Here is a 21009-nt window from a genome sequence, read left to right as displayed (position 1 = left end):
CTTCCTAATATTCCCAGATGACAAAGAAGCTGCGTGTGAACAAACTAACGCTTCTGGCACATGTACTTTCTATCGCCGTGTAGGAACAGATGAAAATGGTGGGTGGGCTCAAACTTGGGCTCGTGTAGCAAGTATGAAATCAGATACTGCAGATTTGAACTTCAAATATGACGCTGAAAACTTTACAGTGTCAGGCCGTGTTGGTACAACAGAGTCTGAAGGTGGTACTGATTTAACGACTAACTACGGTAACTTTATTGGTGTTCCAGCTGATTATGCGGGTACATATGATGCTACAGGCGAAGTTATTAAGATTGATATAGCCAATAATCATTTTGAGCCTTCTGATTTTGCAGGCGATTTATCACCTGCTAGTTGGTCACTCAAAAAGCAACCAAACTCAGATGAAGAAACTTACGCACAGTTAGATTTTTCTTTTCCAGTAGATTTTGGTGCAATCACTGCAATTAAAACTGGTTTCCGTTGGACCGATCATGAAGTAAAACAGGAAGCTTTTTCAACCTCATTAATTGATACTTTACCTACTGGTGATGGTGAAAAATATTATTCAGGCACAATATCCTCTGGTGCTGGATTTACTTTGCCTGAGCCAGATTTTGATGCGATGATAGCAGATGCAAAAGCATCCATTGTGAGCTTTGATAGCAATTCTGAAGTTTACCGTTCTGCTTATGGTAAAATAGAAGAAGAGAATATAGCACTTTATGCAATGGCTGAATTCTCAGCTGACGCTATTCGTGGTAACTTTGGTTTACGTTATATCTCAACAGATGCAGAATCTGATTATTACGGCTTTGAGAATGGCGCTTATGAAAGTACGCTAAGTACGGATAAAGCAAGTTATAACGATATCTTACCAAGCGTTAATATTGCTTTTGACTTAGTTGAAGATGTTATTCTACGTACTTCTGCATCACAGGTGATCGCTCGTCCTAATTACACTGATATGTTTTCTGCTTCTTCATTCGCAGGTTACTCAGATGGTATTGCAGGAAATGAAGTATTAACTAAAGGTAATGTAGGTCTAAACCCATTTAAAGCGACTCAAGCTGATTTAGGTATTGAATGGTACTTTGATGGTGATGGTATGATCAGTGCGACGTACTTCTTTAAGGACATTACTTCGTTTGTAACCTCTAGCCAAATACTAAACCAACAAATTGGTGTATATGACCCTGATACTCAGGGTGATAACTGGACGCTTTCTACTAAGCTAAATTCTAGCGGCGGTGAAATTGAAGGTATTGAACTACAGATTCAAGATGGTTTTGACAGTGGTTTTGGTTACTCTGCAAACTATACTTTTGTTGATGCGCCTTCAAATGCTGAAAACTATTCTGATTTAATTCCGGTTTTTTCAGATTCATCTGAGCATACAGTCAATCTAGTTGGTTACTATGAAACTGATACTTACTCAGCTCGCTTAGCTTATAACTGGCGTTCAGAGTATATGATCCGTGAATTACCAGGTTTTTATGGAAATCGTGAACACCAATCATATGGAACACTTGATTTAAGTGCTAACTATAGCGTAACTGATAATATCGACTTGACCTTTGAAGCCGTTAACTTAACTGAAGAAGATAGCGTGCAAATCGGTATTGCGCCGACAGACGCAGAAGTCGTCCCAGAGCTTAAAGATGGCTATCCTGCATGGAGCTTTGAAGGTGAAGCTCGTTACAAGCTTGGCGTAACACTTCGTTTCTAATTATTAGCTACTAATAGATGAAAGCCCAGTTTAGCTGGGCTTTTTCATGTTTTATGAATAATTAATTCGGGTGAATAATGATAAAAAATATTGCAATTATAGACGGCGACACAGCAGTGCTGGCTATCGAGCACTCTTAAAGCAAGGAGCTTCAATAACTTTATCAGCGGTTGCTTAAGGGGGCTGCAATCCTTGGCGATAAGAAAGGAGTAGATTTTAGAGCGTTCTAACCTTTTGCTTACAGATACAGCTCTAACGTTACAAGTGCCAACTCGACCAAGTGACGTTATTATTCCTCCTAAGACAATTCAACAGCTCATCAAGCAGGATGGGTTTTAAGGCAAGGGGGATTGATTTTTTTATTCATCAAAGCATGTGAATGATGAACAAGCTCATAGTAAATTATATCACTATTTAGGGGAGCAATTTACGGGTTTAGTACCTATGAAAGTAGGACGAAAAAACTATTGTGACATAAAAATTGTGTAGCAATAGGCTTGTCGCAGGGTTTTATTGAGCCTTTAGAGCTGTCTCAGCCAGCTTACTTACTAAACAGCCCCCTACGTTGCACGCAGATATTCCTTTGTTAAAGGATGCTTATAATAAGCAAGTCAGATACGTTTGGAAATAAACCTTTGATTTTATAAAAATGCGTTATTGTATTTCTGAATCGCAAAGATTCGGCTTATTGGCTTGAGAATAAAAATGCAGATTCACAATCTGAAAAGTTATAAAGTAACTTGGCTCGGTGGCAGTACTTTAGTTTGGTCAGAGAGGATTTTGATAGTAAATTTGATCTTTTTGGCTTTGATAATTACTTATATGTTTTAACAGTATGGAGTATGGCGCTAATACATTAAAGTAACCCCCTTATTAATGAAAAAAGTAACTGAGCAAAAAAACGCTAGTAATATAGAGTGAAATAGCTTTTATCTGAACTGTTAGATCACAGAGAGTTAATTAATAAAATTAAGAAGTTTGGTTCACAAAAGCAATAAAGCTTAATCACTTATATATTTAGTAAAGACTTTATTAGTGCATGTTTCTCTTTTGAGCTTAAATCAGCTCTAGTATGCTTATTTATTAAATAAGTAGGTGTTTAACATAAATACTAACCATGCGCAGCCTTTTAGGTTTCTTTAAATTGAATGAATTTCAACCACTAAGGCCAGCGTTCTCTAATAGACTCTGAAAAATGAAGCGATAGACAATCTGCCTAAGCTAATATTATCTAGGTGATTTTTTTTATCTTTTAAATTTGCGCTGTGAAGTAGGTTACTTCTATACAAAACGATTCTGTTTAACTTTGCGTTCACGTTGACAACTTTTTCAAAGAGGCAGGTGTTATCAGATAGGTAACTCTGATGTTGTATTGGGTTATTTTTAACTTGTTCAATCATCTCATGGACTAGATGTTCTTTATCTTTAGTTATTTTTATCAAATTAAAAGGAACATAGCGATAAATAGCTGTGCCACCAAATTCGGAGCCGACTAAATAATGAACTGCGGCAAATGTTTTATCATCTGTAGAGTCTACATGTGGCATTTTCTGTAGTGTATTTAATTCTTCTGGCTTTAATGTGACTAACGAGAGTTTCGCTTTATGAAGGTAAATATTTTTATCATCAGTATTTAAAAGTTTTTTCTCAAGTAAGTTATTAATTAATTCTATAAATACTTTAAAGTAGGGTTCAGGCATATCATCTCGTTTTCCTGGATATAAAGTACCGTCACTACCAACGGGGTGCAAATAAGCGTATTGTTTTGCAAAATGCATTATCGGCTCTACATCTTTTATAAAGTCATCGACAATCAATATATCTTCATTAATATCATTAATTTTAATACTTGTGACTTTGTAGCTAGGGTTTAACTCTAAACGCTTCATTACGTAATGCTTCTTGAAATTATGGGCTTAATTGATTGTATCAAACTTGATTTTAAATATGCTATACCGTTTTTATGAATGAAAAATAGACGGTTTTATAGGAAAAAATCTATCTGTTTTGTTGCTACAAATTGCCACAAAATTTTCACTTCCTTTTTGTGGTTAAAACCTATAGCCTTAAGGCACTAACAGCAATAAAATATAAATTAAATAATTAATGGAGCAGTAACATGGCGGAGCAACAAGTACAGCCTTTACATAACGAAAAACATGCCAATACTAAAATTCAAAACGGCATTAATGTAGAATTTTTAAAAACGCAGCACTTAGTGCCGGTCGTTGCGCATGAGTTTGCTCGCGTGGCAAATGAATTTCCTATGTCGTTTGTTAAAAATAACGAAACAGGTCAATTCCAAGCGGTTGCTATGTTTGGCCTTGAGCCAGGTGAAAACTTATTTATCCAAGACGGTAAATGGACAGCATCATTTGCACCTATGGCCGCTACACGCTACCCACTTGGTCTTGTTAAGCATCCTGAAGAAGATCAATACGGCATTGTTATTGATGAAGCAAGCCCGCTAGTTGGTGAAGCTGAAGGTAATACATTATTTGAAAACGGTGAAGAAACAGATTACCTAAAACGCCGTAAAGAAGCGCTAGTGTCTTTTATTGAGTTTTCTCATGTTACTGAGGCGTTTACTAAGTTTTTAGCTGATAAAGAGCTTTTAGTAGCGCAAACGCTTACAGTTGATATTAAAGGCGAGAAAAAAGACATCAACGGTATTTACCTTATTGATGAGAAAAAGCTAAATGAATTAAGCGATGAAGAGTTTTTAGATCTTCGTAAACGCGGTTATTTAGCACCAATCTATTCATTCTTAACGTCTACACATCAAGTAGCTCGTTTAGCGCGTTTAAAAGCGCAGCATGCTTAATACCAACGTATGATTCATTAGAGCGAGTTAAATAACTCCCTAACTGCGTTAAAATTATTACTGTGCTATTTACTTATCGCAATAATAGATCATTAATGCAATTGGTATAATGGCGTAATATAAATGCCAAGAATATTGAATAATAAAAAGCGCCGCTGGGCGCTTTTTTTATGTCTTTTATCTGGTTGGGCTTGAATTAAAGTTATTTTTTGTTCACATTAGTTTTACTCACATTTTAAAAGAACACATTATGATTAAATCATTATTCGCTGCGATTATTGCCAGCAGTGCGTTTTCTTACGCAAATATCAGCTATGCCGCCGAAGCACCCTTTGCTATTGCTATTCACGGTGGGGCAGGTACGATTGAAAAAAGTGCCTTTACACCAGAACAAGAAAAACAATATCGCGCAAAGCTTACTGAAGCAGTTGAAACAGGCTATAACGTATTAGCTAAAGGGGGTGAAAGCCTTGATGCTGTAACCGCAGCCATTAATGTGTTAGAGAACTCTCCTTACTTTAATGCGGGTCGCGGTGCGGTATATACTTATGATGGGGCGCATGAGTTGGACGCATCGATAATGGATGGCCGTGATCGCCAAGCAGGTGCTGTTGCTGGAGTTAAACATGTCGAAAGCCCAATTAATTTGGCACGTTTAGTGATGGAAGAATCTGTGCATGTGATGCTCAGTGGACAAGGCGCAGAAGAGTTTGCAAAAGAGCAGGGCGTGCCATTGATTGAAAACAACTTATTTGACACCGAAAGTCGCTATAAGTCGCTGTTAAAGGCCAAAGATAAACTTGATAAAGCCAAGGCAACTAGCAAAGACTATCAAGCGGCGCACCGTGCTTTACCTGTGAACTATAAAATGGGTACGGTAGGTGCTGTAGCCCTTGATAAAAAAGGTAACCTTGCTGCAGGTACATCAACCGGTGGCATGACTGCAAAGCGGTTCGGGCGCATTGGCGATTCACCGGTTATTGGTGCGGGAACGTTTGCTGAGAATGAGTCATGTGCAGTATCGGCAACGGGCCACGGTGAGTATTTTATTCGTTACAATGTCGCGGCAGATATTTGCGCACGGGTTAAGTATCAAAATAAAACCATTATACAAGCAGGTGATGAGGTTATTAATGGAGTCTTAAAGCCGATTGGTGGCACTGGTGGTGTTATTATTGTGGATAACAAAGGTAATATTAGTTTACCATTTAATACCTCGGGCATGTATCGCGCTAGCAAATCAAATACTCAGCCAACATATGTGGGTATTTTTAAAAGCGAGTAAAGAATGCTATTTGAGCAGTGAGTCAGCTTGCTGCTTTTTTTGACTAAAGTCACTTTTTACAATTTCGAGTGCTTTTAATACTTCTTCAGGTGCAATATCGTGCTGCTCCAAAAGCATGATTAAATCAATTGCTAGTTTTACGTGTGTTGGTGCATCTTCTAATTCGCTCATTTGTTCTCTTTCTTTTTGGCAATCTGTGTAATTGCTACAGCAATTGCGGTTTGTTCAGGTTGTACCATATACAACCATTCTAATTGAGATAACTAGTTTAATACAGTGCAACAAAAGTCAGCCTTCAGATCATCGTAATATCGTTTATCAAGCTGGCGCTTAACTATTTATTCTATGACTATTTTTCATAAAAGTTATGTATATCGTCATGTAATCGCATCAGTTTTCTTGCGCTGTTGATACTTATGCGTTTTAAGTAAGTTTATACTAAAGCGCTAGATAAATCGACAGAGTAGCTTTGGGGTTATTTTAGTTGTTGTTTTTCAGCTTTTTGAATTTTATCTTCCGTAGCTGAAATAGCTTTACGACAGCGTCCTAAACGACCATGTAGTACGAGTATCTCTTGATTGACCTTTTTTACATTAGCGGGGCCTAAATTCGCCATATGTAATTTACGTTCTTCAATCATTAATATTAAACGACGCTCAAATTCATGGTTTTGTTTAAGCTCTTCATATAGTTCATGAGACGACTGCATGATTTTTTTTACTGCTTGCTGATAAACCTTGGGTTTTGCTGGACGGAATTGGTTTTTATTTTCTTTTTGCCAAATTGGAGTTGATTTAATAACGTTCAGCACGGCTTGAAATTGGCTAGTGATACGATCTAATGCGTAACCATAAGCATGGCGATGCTCACTAGGTGGTAATCTTTCTACCTCGTCTTGAATCTCATTTACGTAATCAGTAAGGTTCATGCTTTTAGTGGCGAATACGTGCTGCTCAAATAAGCTGGGTTGCTTTTGCATATAACGATTTTTGGCAAAGTGTTTTGCTTTATCAAATTGCTCTGCTTGATGTTTTAAGGTGGCAATTTGTTGGCATAGTTTATCTAACGTTATATTTTGCATTTAAAAATACGCCTCATAAATGAGCTTTAATGCGAGTATGATCACTACGGTATTAAACACAGGGCGAATAAATTTACTACCAAAACGAATTGCTGAATGGGCACCTAACCAAGCACCTAGCATTAAAAATAACCCCATAGTAATGCCAAGTAAAAAGTTAACATGACCCAGTGCAACAAAGGTAATTAGCGATACAAAGTTAGAAACAAAATTCATTGAACGAGCTAGACCGCAGTTTAGTAACAAGCTCATTTTATACAACAAGCTATTTGATGCAGTCCAAAAAGTGCCAGTACCAGGCCCGGCTAATCCATCAAAAAAGCCAAGGCTTAATCCTTGTAACCATTGTTTTATTTTAGTGGCTTTATTAAGTGGTGGTAGCTTATCGTGTTCGATACTACTGAGGTTGCCAAATAAGCTGTAACAGGCTACTAATATGATCACAATTGGCAATAACTTATTTAAAAAATCAATGCTTAAATAGTCTACAATTAAGGTGCCGGTTAATGCGCCAATAGCAGTCGCTAAAATAGAGGCCGCCCAAAACCGCGGATTGAAAAGTTGTTTACGAAAATAAGTAACGCTTGCAGTAAGCGAGCCAAAACTTGCGGCGAGTTTATTAGTACCCAGTGTTAAATGTGGTGGTAAGCCTGCTGTGAGTAGGGCCGGAACCGTTAACATACCACCACCACCAGCAATAGCATCAATAAAACCTGCAGCAAGTGCTACAGCGCAAAGAAGTGCCCAGGTTGTTGGGTCGAGAGCTAATTCAAACATCAATAGTCTATTTTTCTGTTAAAGGGTGGTAGCGTATCGAGCATGGCTTTGCCATAGCGCTTAGTTATTAGGCGACGATCTAAGATGGTTATAGTCCCTTGATCGCTTTCTTTGCGAAGTAGTCTACCACAGCTTTGTACTAATTTCTTTGCCGCATCGGGTACCGTAATTGATAAAAACGGATTGCCGCCTTTGCTTTGCACAAACTCTGCTTGTGCTTCTTCTATAGGAGAGGTAGGTACTGCAAATGGAATTTTAGTGATGACTAAATTTTCAAGGTATTTACCCGGTAAATCAAGTCCTTCAGAGAGGCTTTGCGTGCCAAATAAAATGCTGCCTTGGCCGTTGTCAATATTACTTGTGTGGGCCTTAAGTAATGCTTCGCGAGACATTTCACCTTGTACAAGTATTGCCATATTTTTATCGCGTAGTGCTTTAACAACATGATCCATCTGCCAATAAGAGGCAAACAATACTAAATTTGCTTGCTGTTTATTGAGGTGCTCAGGCAGTACCTTGGCTAAATGGTCACTAAAATCTTTATTAGTGGGTTCAACATGCGACGTAGGAATATGTAACGTTGCTTGTTTTGGATAATCAAATGGCGAGGGTACTTTAATATACTTTACCCCTTCTTCGTTTTTTAAACCGCTTTCGTAGGCAAAGTGATCAAATGAACCTAGTGCCGTAAGCGTTGCTGAACAAAGTACTGCGCCTGCACATTGATTCCATAATTTGTCTTTTAAGTAATAACCGACTTCGATTGGACAATCACTCAGTAAGTGGTCGTGATGGTTTTTATACTCTAGGCGCTTGATCCACCGAGCATGCGGAATACCTTCACCTTTTACAGCGTAACTAAACCATAGTTTATTAAGTTGTTCGAGTCGGTTTATATAGTGGCCACTTTCAGCAAGTATAGGATCGGCTACATACGGCTTAATATCACCGTCGCTAACATCTTGAACTAATGTATCATGCATTTTATTTAAACAGCGCAGCGCATCTAAGGTTGCATCACTAATATCTTTGGCTTTATTATGTAGTGAGGCCGGAATTTCACCGTGTTCAAAGCGGTAGGTATCATCTTTTGAATATTTAAAGTCGGCGTTATCTAAAATATCGCGCACGGCTTTTAAGTCTTTATTAGCATCAACAATACTGTCGGCAAGCTTAAAATTTTGTCCAATGGCCTTTTGACCCACTAATACTTTAGCCATTTTACCACTAAATTTAGTGAGCTTATCGAGCCAATCAATAGTGCCTTTAATAGTGGCAGCAGCAGATGAAAAATCGCGGGTAATATGCGCCAAGTGATGGGCTTCATCAATAACGTAGATGGTATTGTCGGGTTCGGGTAAAATTATACCTCCGCCTAAATCAAGATCGGCCAATAATAAAGAATGATTAATAACTAATACATCCATTTGCATTAGGCGCTGGCGAGCAAGCTGAAATGGGCAAGTTTGATGTGCTTTCATTTGGCGCTGGCATGCATGTTTGTCGCAGGCTATTAGCCCCCAAACTTTGTCAGGAATAGTATCAGCCCAGCTGTCACGATCCCCTTGCCACTTTTTATTTATATATGCATCGTAAAGTTGTCTTAAGCATTTACCTTCCATATCACTCAGTGGCGATGACAGAGTAGGCATAAAGTCCATTTGCGTTTGGTTATCACCATTTACAGCATTATGTAGCTTATGAGCACAAATATAACGCTGACGGCCTTTGACCAAATCAAATTTAAAATCAAGGCCTGAATGCGTTTTAAAAAAAGGTAACTCTTTACTGATTAGCTGCTCTTGTAGGGCAACTGTGGCGGTTGAAATAACCAGTTTCTTTTTTTGTGCCAGCGCCAAAGGGAGTGCGCCTAAACAGTAAGCAAGTGATTTACCAGTGCCTGTGCCTGCTTCTATTACGCAAATACGCTGCTTTTTGTGGTATTCACCGGCTAAGGTTTTAGCTATTTCGGCCACTAAATAATTCTGGCTGCTGCGGGGACGGTAATCGGTAAGGTTATTGGCTACATGCTGATGAATTTTGCGAATTGTTTTTTTTAATGGTTCAGAAAGCATGGGTTAATAACCTGAAGTATGTATATAATTACAGTGCCATATAGTAATTGGGATCACACATTGACACAAGCCATCTATCCAGGATTTATCCTTTCAAGAGAGCAATACACTGCAAAACCTTACCATGAAGGTGGCTCTATTAGTGTGTGTTACTGGCTGAGCTCGGATGTAGGACCCATAAAAGTAACTATAGCGAATCAACAAGCCGTATTTTTTATTCGTCAATCAGCGAAAGCTGCAGCGCAACAGCTTTTAATTTCACAAAATATACAGGTTGAATTTAAAAATACAACGATGCACCACTTTGATGGCGAGCTGTGCATTGGCTGCTACTTTTCAACTATAAGTGCCTTTTATAAAGCAAAAGCAGCATTTGATAATCAGTTAGCGGTATATGAAGTGGATATTCGTCATTGTGATCGCTTTTTAATGGAGCGGTTTATTCGTGGTGGTGTATGGGTCAAAGGTGATGTGAGCCGTAAACAAGGTTACATACAAATCGACAATGCGCAATTAAAAGCAAACCCCAATTATACACCAAATCTTAAATCTCTCTCATTAGACATTGAATGTAGTGGTGACGGAGTTTTGTTTTCAGTTGCACTCGTTGGCGCAGGCCTTGATTGTATATTAATGATTGGCGAGCCAGAGCCTTCAGAGCTAGAGATTTATTGGTGTGAGGACGAAATAGATTTATTAAACAAGCTGCAAGTTAAAATCATGCAAAGCGATCCAGATATAATTATTGGTTGGAATGTTATTGAATTTGATTTCACAGTACTTCACGGCCGCGCCGAAGCACTGGGTATTGACATAAATATTGGTCGTGCCGGTGAGCCATTAAAAGTAAAGGAAGGGCACTTTACTCGTTTATCAATACCTGGGCGTACCGTTATTGATGGTATTGATACGTTAAAAAATGCAACTTACCACTTTGATAGTTTCTCTCTTGCCAATGTGTCTCATAAAGTTCTTGGAGAAAAAAAGCTAATACAAAGTGACAATCGTTTAGATGAGATTATCAGGCAGTTTAATGAAGATAAATTAGCCCTCAGTGCTTATAACCGGCAAGATTGTGTGCTGGTTAATAATATATTTGAAAAGTTAAAGCTCTCGGAGTTTGCTATTGTACGCAGCCAACTCACTGGGCTTGAGCTAGAGCGTATGGGCGGCTCAGTGGCGGCATTTACTAACTTGTATTTACCGCTATTACACCGAAGTGGTTATGTTGCGCCCAACTTAGGTGAGCACGGTTTAAGCTTTGAAAGCCCTGGTGGCTATGTTATGGAGTCCGTCCCGGGGCTTTATAAGAATGTGTTAGTACTTGATTTTAAAAGCCTCTACCCATCGATAATGCGTACATTTTGCATCGACCCACTAGGGCTAATTCGTGGTTTAGCAGAATCAGGAAAAGAAAATGCTATTAGCGGTTTTAAAGGGGGGCGCTTTTCTCGTAAAGAACATCACTTACCTAACTTAATAAAAGAGCTAACCAGCGCTCGCCAAACTGCTAAAGACACCCACCAGCCAATGCTTTCACAAGCTATTAAAATTATTATGAATAGCCTTTATGGGGTTTTAGGCTCAAAGGGTTGTCGGTTTTACGATCCTCGCCTGGCAAGTTCTATTACCTTGCGTGGCCACGATATTATGCAAACCACTAAAAAGTGGATAGAAGAGCTTGGTTATCAAGTTATTTATGGCGACACCGACTCAACCTTTGTGTGTTTAGATGAAAAAATGACTGACTCGGAATGTCAAAAGACGGGTCATGAATTAGCCGAAATGATTAATTTAAAATGGCAACAAAGCATTAGCGTTAAGCACGCATTACCTAGCCATTTAGAGATAGAGTTTGAGACTCATTATACAACTTTTTTTATGCCTACTATCCGTGGTAAAAGTACGGGATCAAAAAAACGTTATGTAGGTCAAACAAATATTAACGGACAAAAAAAACTCATATTCAAAGGCATGGAAACAGTGCGTAGTGACTGGACTAAACTTGCTCAGCAGTTTCAGGTTGCACTGTTTGAAGCGCTGTTTAATGATGAATTCGAACAGCAAGATATTGAAAATATAATAAAAAACTATACCCGGAAACTACTGGCCGGCGAACTTGATGAGCTATTAATATACCGAAAAAGACTAGGCCAGCACTTAACTGAGTACCAAAAGAATATTCCTCCCCATGTACAAGCTGCTAAAAAATACCAGCGAGAAAATCCGGAGTACCAGCCCAAACGCGGACAGTTCATTGAATTTATTTACACCAAACAAGGCTGTGAAATTTTCGATACTACTAAAAACTATTCCTTTGATTATCCCACCTACCTCAAAAAGCAACTCCAGCCCCTTATTGAAATGATTGTTGATAATTTAGCCATAGATATTGCCTCAGGAGATGATTCGCAGTTAAATCTTTTTTAACAATGTTTTTATTTAGTTACATAATTTGAGTTATCATTTGCTCTTAGTCACACTTTTAAAGGTGTTTTTTTATTTTTTTTAATTAAATTTGAAATATTTACGTATCTAAATTGAAAAAATGTAAATAAAAAGGTGGATATTTTGTGTTATTTGTTTATTATTTTGCTTATCGCACTTTAAGTGTGGTTAACAATAAAATAAGTTGTAAATAACAACCGTCTAAATGGCGGCCCAGGGAGAATCAAATGTTAAATAATAAAGTCTCAAAAGCAGTTCGTTTAGCTATTGCTTTTGGTGCAGCATCAACCGCTGCATTTTCTGCAAGCTCAATAGCCGCTGAAGAAGCTGAAGGTGTTGAGCGAATTGAAGTTACGGGCTCGCGTATCAAGCGTGCTGATTTAGAGAGTGCTTCACCAGTAAGTATTATCACTACCGAAGATATGAAAGTTCAAGGTATAACTAATATCTCTGATGCGCTACAAAACTTAACTGCTCAATCAGGTGGTTTAACAGCTGCAGTTAATAATGGTGGTAATGGTAATGCGACAGTTGATTTACGCGGTATGGGGTCATCTCGTACTCTGGTATTAGTTAATGGCCGTCGTATGATTGCTTCAGGCACTGGTGTATCATCAACAGTTGATTTAAATGCGATTCCTTTCAGTGCTGTTAAGCGTATTGAAGTACTTAAAGATGGTGCTTCTGCTGTTTATGGTTCTGATGCGCTTGCTGGTGTTGTTAACATCATTATGCGTGATGATTTTGAAGGTTTTGAGCTCGATGCAAGTTATGGTGAAACCGGTGAAGGCGATGGCGAAGAAGCAAGTATTAGCTCTACATTTGGTATTTCAAGCGATAAAGGCAATGTTGTAGTAAACGTTGGTTTTTATGACCGAGGTACCGTTCGCGCTGCAGATCGTGATTACTCAGCATGTCCTTATTCAGAAGTTGACGGTGAACGTTTTTGTGGAGGTTCTGGAAATTCACTTGGTATGAATGCCATTCTCGATAATGGCGACCGAGTTCAATTTGAACCAGGCGGTAATGGTACTTCAAGTGCGAGCGGTTACCATCCTTACGTAGGTTCTGGTGAAGGGAATGATGCGTATAACTATTCAGCCGCATCTTATCTTTCTACACCTGCAACACGTTATAATGTGAGTGTTCTTGGTAATTATGAATTAGCTGATGATTTAAACTTTTTTGCAGAAGCGTATTACACTAATCGTACATCGACCCAACAATTAGCACCGGCTCCAATTAATTATGCTTATAACGTTGACGGACGTGATTGGGTAATCAGTCAAAACCCTGAGGTTTATCCTTTTTCTGGATTATATGATTTTGCTACACCGGGTGAAAATGTTGATATGTTACCGCTTCGTCGTATGTCTGAAATGGGTGGTCGCGTATTTGAACAAGAGGTTAATACTGCACAGTTCACAACTGGTTTAGAAGGTTTTATAGCTGACCAATATTCTTGGGATGTTTTCTATACTTATGGCCGAAATAGCGCAGTTGACCGTTCGCAAAACTATATTAATGTTGGCAAGATGATTTCATCTGTTAATGAAAATTGCGCAGGAGTAACAGTAACAGGTACGCCTGGTGACTATACTGTAAATGGTAACGATCCTGCAGCACCATGTATTAACTATTTTGGCGAAGGTAGCTTATCACAAGCCGATGCAGACTACTTACGTTATACAGACCAAGGCACTTCTGGTACAGAAATGCACCATTTAGGCGCGTCAATCTCAGGTGACTTATTCGAAATGCCAGCTGGTGTTGTTGGCTTTGCATTTGGTTTAGAGCATCGTGAAGAGTCTGCCTTTAACCAACCAGATGCATTTTCATCTTCTGGTATCGGTTCAGGTAATGCGGTTCAACCTACTTCAGGTGGTTATAAAGTTGATGAGGCATATGTAGAATTCGTAGTACCTCTACTTGCTGATGTACCAATGGTACAATCTTTAGATTTAGAAGCAGCACTTCGTTACTTTGATTATGATACATTTGGTTCAGACAGCACTTATAAACTTGGCCTAACTTGGCGGATGATAGACGAAGTTATGATTCGTTCTGTGCTTTCAACAGCGTTTCGCGCACCGAGTGTAAGTGAATTGTATGGTGGACAATCTGATAGTTTTACTAACTATACGGATCCATGTACAGGATTTGGCGGACCAAACTTCGACTCTAAGTATCAAGTTGCTTGTGCTGCAGATGCCGCTTCTGGCGCGATTCCTTCGGATGGTTCATTCGTTCAAAATAGCGGTCAACTAAGAGCTGTTGTTGGTGGTAATCCTGACTTAGGTCCTGAAACTGCTGATACCTTCACAATTGGTGCTGTTATTGAGCCATTAGAAGGTCTAAGCTTCACCGTAGATTACTATGATATTGAAGTTGAGAACGTTATTAGTGCCGTGGGTATCACAACTAAACTTGATAAATGTTACAGTGCTGGAGCTGAAGGTGGCCAAGGTGGAGCATTCCCACTGTGTGAAGGCGTAGTTCGTGATGGAACCGGTAACTTTGATGGTACACCATCACTTGATCAAAACTTGTCAAACTGGAATCTTTCGGGTGTAGATCTTAACGCAGAATATAGATTTGATGCCGCTGGCCTGGCTTGGAAAGCAAGCTGGGAAGCATCTTATATTGCTAAATGGGAAGTTCAAGAGTTTGCTGGTGAACCACTAGACGACTATGTAGGCGTTGCCTCAAGTGGTTCAGGTTCAATTCCTGAATGGAAGCATAATCTTGGCTTAAATGTTTATGGTGATGATTGGAGTGTTTCATATAATGCAATGTATGTTGATTCTCTAATTACGGAATCAGTATCTTTATTTGGTGATGATCCAGCTAATTACTATGCGCCAAAAGCTGATTCATTCGTATCTCATACAATTAGTGCTTCTTATCAGCTTAATGATAATGTATCACTACGTGGTGGTATTGATAACCTAACGGATGAAGAGCCGCCTTACTACAGCGATTACGACGACGCAAATACTGACACAACACTATATAAGTATGTTGGCCGTAACTTCTTCTTCGGAACAACTATTTCTTTCTAAGAAATATTAACTTAACAAAAAGGCCGGTTTTTTAACCGGCCTTTTTATTTTATGGTTCATAGGTTAAAGTCACGGTTGCTTACTTTGTAAATCCTTAGCATATGAAGTAAAAAATTATGAAAAGAGCACAGTCATTACAAGAGCTAAGTAATTTAATTATAAGTGAAATAAATAAGAAAAATTATCATCAAGCGTTACGAATTGCTAATTCAGTTCAAACTATAAGTCCAGTCGTTAATGTTCAATTACATCACCTTAAATCGCTAATCTTTCAAGGTATGGGGGATTTAGAGTCCTGCATGACTGAAATGAATAAAGCATTAAAAATTAATGAAAATAATTTATACGTTAATATTAATAAAGCAAAACTTTTATCTTCTCAAGGTTTAGTAGAAGAGGCTGTTGAGCAATATTTAATAGTCTTAAAAATATCCGAAAGTGAAATTGAAGTTTTTTATAATATAGCCGCTTTATATTCAAAATTGGCTGATTACAAAAATACCAAAAAATACATAGATAAAGGCTTGCTGATTAGTAGGAACAATAAAGAGTTACTTCATGCTAGAGTTAAAGTTCTTTTGCAGTTAGAGCAATATGAAAACACTATTGAAAGCGGTGTGCAGCATTTGAATACGTTTGGACAAAATTCAAGTATAAATAACTCAATCGGACTTGCTTATAAGCATATGTGTAAATGGAACTTGGCGATTAAACACTTCCAAAACGCAATTGATATAACGCCATCCTTTACCGAAGCTAAAAAAAATCTGGCAAGTTGTTATCACCTCAATGGAGACTTTGAATCCTCAAGAAAAATATATGAAAGTCTCATAAAAGAAACGCCACTAGATCTAGATACCCATCACTGGTTCAATAATATGTTATGGGAAACAGGGAGTGATATATTTTTAAATTCATATAATTATGCGCTTCAGTTGTTTCCTAATAATATTGCTGTTGAAGAAGCGTTGAGTGAAAAGCTGTATTTTTCTGGCGAATGCGAAAAAGCATATGATATTGCAAAGAAACATTTGTTTAAGTCTACCGATACAGCAAACTTCTATTTATTAGCAGTGGACTACCAAAGAGAGAGGGGGAACTTTGATGAGGCATTACGTATAAATCAGTTAGGGTGTAAAAAGTTCAATAAAAATAAGCTCTTGCTTAAAGAACTGACTAAAAGTTATATTGCTGCAGATCTGCCTGAATCAGCTTTAAAAATACTCAACCCAATGGTTGAACAATACGAAAATAACCAAGAGTATCTATGTTTAAGAAATACAGCTTTAAAAATAGCTGACAGTCAGCTTTATTATTATTATTGTAACTTTGAGCAGTTTGTCTTGGAAGAAAAGATAGAAACTCCTGTGGGTTATGCGAATCTAAATGACTTCAACCGTGAGTTGTTACTTGCAGTCAGAGACTATCATTATTATAAACGGCACCCATTAGAGCAATCTTTAGTCCATGGCTCGCAAACTGCAGAAAAACTATTTGATTACCAGTTACCAATTTTAGAAACGCTAGAAAAGCAGTTGCGGATTATTACGTGTGACTTTATCAATAAGTTACCAAAAGACCATCAGCACCCATTTTTAAAAAGAAATACTGGTGATTATAAAATTACAGATTCTTGGTCAGTTATATTAAATAGGTCTGGTTATCATAAAAATCATTACCATCCACAAGGTTGGATGAGCTCTCCTTATTATCTTCAGGTTCCAGATGTGGTTAAAGATAATCAACAGAGACAAGGGTGGTTAAAATTAGGTGAGCCTGGATTTAATATGTATAAAAAAATACAGGCTGAGAAATTCATTAAGCCGGAGGCTGGGAAGTTAATTCAATTTCCATCCTACTTATGGCATGGTACTACTATGCTAAAAGAAAACGTGGAACGTATTACAATAGCTTATGATGTAATTCCAAACTAACAGGGAAATAAAATGAAAAACTTAATAATTATAATATCTACACTTATGGTTTTTGGATGTAGTAGTACGAATAATAATGAAAGTACTGCTGCAGCAGATAATGGAAAAATTTGCAAAATGGAAAAAACAACAGGTAGCAATATTGCAACACGTGTTTGTAGAACACCAGAGCAAATAGCGTATGATGAAAAGATAGCGAAAGAGGCTATGAAAGAGATGACTCGAGGCTCAGTGAAGCGCGAGAATTAAGCTCCTTTTTTATAAATTATATAGATGCTTACTTTCAAATGTAAGTGTCTTTTCTATATTTTTTATAAACCGTTCTCAACGAGTAGCTTTAAATGCTTCGTTCAATAAAAGTAACAATTCCTACTTTACTCTAAGCTACGAAGCCGTCTATGGATAGGACTACACGAGAGCCGAGATAATATGGGGAATCCCCTCCATTTATAATGGAAGCTGGCAGTAAAATTATCGCTGTTTGGCCTTCCAAGTTTTTATATTTTCGCATGCTTGTTATGGATTGTTTCAACTCATTAGTTTGCTCTGCTGATTGATTATTATAAAAAAGTTAGAGCAAACAAGCGGCGTTGGTATATGCTGTGTATTATTTAAACCTTTTGGCATAGAGCCGTTGCATTTTAAATAGGTAAAATATTTAAATTTACTTCCTGAGAATGCTACATTTAAAGATGTTTTAAATAAACCAACTGAGCCGTTTTATTATTGAGTTTTTAACAGAGCTAGGCAATTCAAATTTTCACATTGGCTTAGTGGGTTTGATAGTGGAACAGATGCGCGGCAATGGTTAATATTTTAGATTTAAATAAACTACAGCAGACTGATGATGATATTTTAGCTATATCACCTATTTAACATCACATAAAAGGTTCAGTCGTGATGGTTAAGTTTACGATTACAGCAGCCCAGTTAAATTATTTCGAATAATTAAGAAAAGGAAATAATAAGGATGTTCACTAAGTATTAAATGTTACGTTTAAGGCTTTGGCTGATAATGTTAGAGTTATTACTTTGATATTTTTATTATAGCTAGGTTTTGCTGATTTTAGGTTATCGGTTTATAATAAACTCGATAAATCTTATAGTATTAATCAATTAGTGAGAAATCGATGAAAGAAATCCGTACTTTTATTAAATCAGCTTCACTTTCAGAGCTTGAGAAAGCCCACGCATTGTTAAATGATGCGATTGTTAAGTTTACTCAGCAGCAGCAAGCTAAACAAGAAGTGTTAGACTTATTAAAAGAAAAAGGACTTACTTTAGATGATCTGCAAGATGCAAATAACGATAAGCGCACTAAGGTACAACCTAAGTACCGTATAAAGCACGAAGGCAAAATGGTCGAGTGGACTGGCCGTGGCAAACGTCCTAAAGCATTTCAAAATGTTGATTTAACTAAGCACCTAGCTTAAATAGTTTTAGTCGTTTAAATTAATATTTGCTGGGCCTATGGCCCTACTATTTTTTTATTGTCGTATTATTTTCACCTTTAGCCTCGAAAATCAAATTACGCCATCAAAATAAACCTATCGCAGAAGCTGCCATGAAATATGTGCTAAGGCCTTATCAGCAAGAGGCCGTAGAAAAAACCATTACTCACTTTAGAAAAACAGATGAACCTGCCCTTATTGTGCTACCTACTGGTGCGGGTAAAAGTTTGGTTATTGCTGAGCTGGCACGTTTAGCCAAACAAAAAGTTTTAGTGCTTGCCCATGTTAAAGAATTAGTTGAGCAAAATAGTAGTAAATATAAGAGTTTTGGTCTTGAGGCGAGTATATTTTCAGCCGGATTAAAACAGAAGTCGTTAGCCCATCAAGTTACTTTTGCCAGTGTACAGTCTCTTTCGCGTAACCTTGATGAGCTTAACGAGCACTATTCGTTACTGATCATTGATGAATGCCACCGGGTGAGTGGCGATAGCGAAAGCCAATACGCTAAAGTGATCAATGCACTTAAAAAACACAACCCCAAATTAAAAGTGCTAGGATTAACTGCTACGCCGTTTAGGTTAGGCTTAGGCTGGGTGTACCATCGCCATTACCATGGCTTCGTAAGAGGAAATAGCGATAGCCCTTTCAAAGACTGTATTTTTGAGCTGCCGCTTCGTTATATGTTAAAACATCAGTTTCTAACGCCACCCAAAGAAATAGATGCCGCTATCAGCCACTATGATTTTTCGTCGCTACGAAGCGATGCTTTTGGTCGTTTTAATCAAAGCGATTTAAATACTCTTTTACAGGAAAATAGTAGAGCAACAAAAACTATTTGTGATGATATTGTAACCCGTAGTGAGCATCGGCAAGGGGTGATGATTTTTGCTGCAACGGTTCGCCATGCCGAGGAAATTACAGGCTATTTAGCAACTCAGAAAGTGGCGCTTATTACTGCGGACACACCATCGCTACAGCGCACTGAAATAATTAATAACTTTAAAGCAAAGTCACTAAAATTTTTAGTCAATGTGTCAGTGCTTACTACCGGGTTTGATGCCCCACATGTTGATTATATTGCCATATTACGTCCCACCGAGTCAGTTAGTTTATTTCAACAAATAGTTGGACGAGGTTTACGTTTAGCGCCAAATAAAAAAGACTGTTTAGTCATTGATTATGCTGGGAATGGCTATAGTTTGTTTCATCCTGAAGTGGGTAGTAAAAAAGCAGAAAGCGATAATGAGCCCGTGCAAGTGCTTTGTCCTGGCTGTGGTTTTGCAAATATTTTTTGGGGTAAAACAGATGAGCAGGGCAAGGTAATCGAGCACTTTGGTAGACGTTGCCAAGGGTTATTAGAAGATGATAATGGCGTAAAAGAGCAGTGTGATTATCGTTTTCGTTTTAAAGAATGTGAACACTGTGGTGCACAAAATGATATTGCTGCACGTCATTGCCATCTATGCGATGCAATCATGGCCGATCCTGATGATAAATTAAGAGCAGCCTTAAATTTAAAAGATGCGCTAGTACTTCGTTGTAGTGGTTTATCGGTTACTCAACTAAAAGGTGAACTGATTAAAATAACTTATTTTGATGAAGATGGAGCCAACTGTGATGAAGTTTATAATCTGGCAAATAAAGGCGGACAATTTGTATTTAATAAACAATTTGGTAAACGAGTAGGGCAAGGCCAAACACCTATTGATTTGAAAACCGCAGAGCAGGTAATTAAAGCACAGTTTGATTTAGTGCCACCCGATTTTGTGATTGCTCGCAAAAGTAAGCAATATGGCTGGAAAGTTGCTGATAAGCTATTTGACTATAAGGGAAGCTTTAGAAAGGCTAATCAGTTAACCTAATCAGGCTAACTGATAATATAATATTAAAGTTATGCTTCTTCAGCATTCAATCCCCAGCCGTCGCCGTAGCCATTAAAGTTATTAGCAATGCTTTCAATGTATTGTTCCGCTTGACTTAATAGAGTGTGCTCTGGCACCATTTTTACTTGAGTGATCACTTCCCATATGCCAGTGTCTTTACATTTTTCTAGTTCAGCATTTTGAACTAATGCATCAGTTACTACTTCTTTAGCAAACTTTTCAGCGTCAGTTTGTTGTTCAAATAAAAGAAAAAAATCGATTTGGTGCATTTTACTTAAATCAATGCCAGCAGAGGCTATTTCGGCTAAAAGTTGGCCGCTATCATCATCAGGAAATTGCATTAAAAACTCATTTAAAATTAATTTTATATTCGTAGGCACTATTGTAACCAAATTATTGTCTTAACGCGTACTAATTTTAACTATATTGGTTCTTATGTAATATATAATTTACCGTGTTG

General features: G+C 37.8%; 15 protein-coding genes and 2 pseudogenes. 10 read left to right on the top strand and 7 right to left on the bottom strand.

All coding sequences use genetic code 11. The annotated features are described in order from the left end of the window. Both ACT3RM_RS10965 and ACT3RM_RS10960 read left to right on the top strand, forming a co-directional pair. On the top strand, positions 1-1729 hold a 1729-nt coding region (locus ACT3RM_RS10965; protein ID WP_444511373.1), incomplete at its 5' end, for a TonB-dependent receptor. Between the two features lie 479 nt (positions 1730-2208). Further along, positions 2209-2319 (top strand): annotated as a pseudogene (locus tag ACT3RM_RS10960) (hypothetical protein); the annotation flags it as partial. A 588-nt stretch (positions 2320-2907) separates the two neighbouring features. Here ACT3RM_RS10960 and ACT3RM_RS10955 read toward each other — a convergent pair. After that, complete coding sequence (locus ACT3RM_RS10955; RefSeq protein ID WP_441994942.1) at positions 2908-3618, bottom strand: DUF6445 family protein; 711 nt, start codon at positions 3616-3618, stop codon at positions 2908-2910. A gap of 230 nt (positions 3619-3848) precedes the next feature. Between ACT3RM_RS10955 and ACT3RM_RS10950 the strand changes: the two genes are divergently transcribed. Next, positions 3849-4553, top strand: coding sequence for a SapC family protein (locus ACT3RM_RS10950; RefSeq protein WP_441834155.1), 705 nt, complete (start codon positions 3849-3851; stop codon positions 4551-4553). A 250-nt stretch (positions 4554-4803) separates the two neighbouring features. After that, on the top strand, positions 4804-5838 hold the full coding sequence (locus ACT3RM_RS10945; RefSeq protein ID WP_441992766.1) for an isoaspartyl peptidase/L-asparaginase family protein: 1035 nt from the start codon (positions 4804-4806) through the stop codon (positions 5836-5838). Positions 5839-5844: 6 nt separating this feature from the next. On the opposite strand, the gene ACT3RM_RS10940 is transcribed toward ACT3RM_RS10945, so the two are convergent. The 5 genes and pseudogenes from ACT3RM_RS10940 to dinG form a co-directional block, all read right to left on the bottom strand. Continuing rightward, positions 5845-6009, bottom strand: coding sequence for a YbaM family protein (locus tag ACT3RM_RS10940; protein WP_441994941.1), 165 nt, complete (start codon positions 6007-6009; stop codon positions 5845-5847). Continuing rightward, positions 6006-6229: pseudogene (locus ACT3RM_RS10935) on the bottom strand (late competence development ComFB family protein). The gene ACT3RM_RS10940 and the pseudogene ACT3RM_RS10935 overlap by 4 nt, the downstream one beginning before the upstream one ends. An 84-nt stretch (positions 6230-6313) precedes the next feature. Continuing rightward, positions 6314-6919 (bottom strand): primosomal replication protein, encoded by a 606-nt coding sequence (locus tag ACT3RM_RS10930; protein WP_441994940.1) that lies wholly within the window; start codon positions 6917-6919, stop codon positions 6314-6316. Further along, on the bottom strand, positions 6920-7696 hold the full coding sequence (locus ACT3RM_RS10925; protein WP_441994939.1) for a TSUP family transporter: 777 nt from the start codon (positions 7694-7696) through the stop codon (positions 6920-6922). It lies immediately after the preceding gene. Further along, a complete protein-coding gene (gene dinG / locus ACT3RM_RS10920; RefSeq protein ID WP_441994937.1) occupies positions 7696-9771 on the bottom strand; it encodes an ATP-dependent DNA helicase DinG in 2076 nt (691 codons plus the stop codon). Before dinG ends, ACT3RM_RS10925 begins: the two co-directional genes overlap by 1 nt. 60 nt (positions 9772-9831) lie before the next feature. Here dinG and ACT3RM_RS10915 point away from each other — a divergent pair, with 60 nt between their 5' ends. The 6 genes from ACT3RM_RS10915 to ACT3RM_RS10890 all read left to right on the top strand — a co-directional run bounded on the left by ACT3RM_RS10915 (position 9832) and on the right by ACT3RM_RS10890 (position 20528). Beyond that, positions 9832-12201: a DNA polymerase II gene (locus ACT3RM_RS10915; protein ID WP_441994936.1), complete on the top strand. Its 2370-nt coding sequence runs from the start codon at positions 9832-9834 to the stop codon at positions 12199-12201. Positions 12202-12446: 245 nt separating this feature from the next. After that, positions 12447-15281, top strand: coding sequence for a TonB-dependent receptor domain-containing protein (locus ACT3RM_RS10910; RefSeq protein WP_441994934.1), 2835 nt, complete (start codon positions 12447-12449; stop codon positions 15279-15281). A 116-nt stretch (positions 15282-15397) separates the two neighbouring features. Continuing rightward, positions 15398-17215 carry a 2OG-Fe(II) oxygenase family protein gene (locus ACT3RM_RS10905; protein WP_441994932.1) on the top strand — a complete coding sequence of 606 codons (1818 nt, stop codon included), beginning with the start codon at positions 15398-15400 and terminating at the stop codon, positions 17213-17215. A 12-nt stretch (positions 17216-17227) separates the two neighbouring features. Next, the gene (locus tag ACT3RM_RS10900; protein WP_441994931.1) at positions 17228-17464 is read left to right on the top strand and encodes a hypothetical protein; all 237 of its coding nucleotides are present in this window, start codon (positions 17228-17230) and stop codon (positions 17462-17464) included. A gap of 881 nt (positions 17465-18345) precedes the next feature. Next, positions 18346-18648 (top strand): H-NS family nucleoid-associated regulatory protein, encoded by a 303-nt coding sequence (locus ACT3RM_RS10895; RefSeq protein WP_441994930.1) that lies wholly within the window; start codon positions 18346-18348, stop codon positions 18646-18648. 131 nt (positions 18649-18779) lie between these two features. After that, complete coding sequence (locus ACT3RM_RS10890) at positions 18780-20528, top strand: DEAD/DEAH box helicase (RefSeq protein WP_441994929.1); 1749 nt, start codon at positions 18780-18782, stop codon at positions 20526-20528. A 29-nt stretch (positions 20529-20557) separates the two neighbouring features. On the opposite strand, the gene ACT3RM_RS10885 is transcribed toward ACT3RM_RS10890, so the two are convergent. Next, a complete protein-coding gene (locus tag ACT3RM_RS10885) occupies positions 20558-20890 on the bottom strand; it encodes a ribonuclease E inhibitor RraB (protein ID WP_441994928.1) in 333 nt (110 codons plus the stop codon). Positions 20891-21009: the final 119 nt, after the last annotated feature.

Source organism: Pseudoalteromonas sp. AOP7-A1-14 (genome assembly GCF_052376275.1).
Classification (GTDB): Bacteria; Pseudomonadota; Gammaproteobacteria; order Enterobacterales; family Alteromonadaceae; genus Pseudoalteromonas.
The sequence above is the reverse complement of the archived record's forward strand: the minus strand, read 5'-3'. Positions and strand labels throughout refer to the sequence as shown.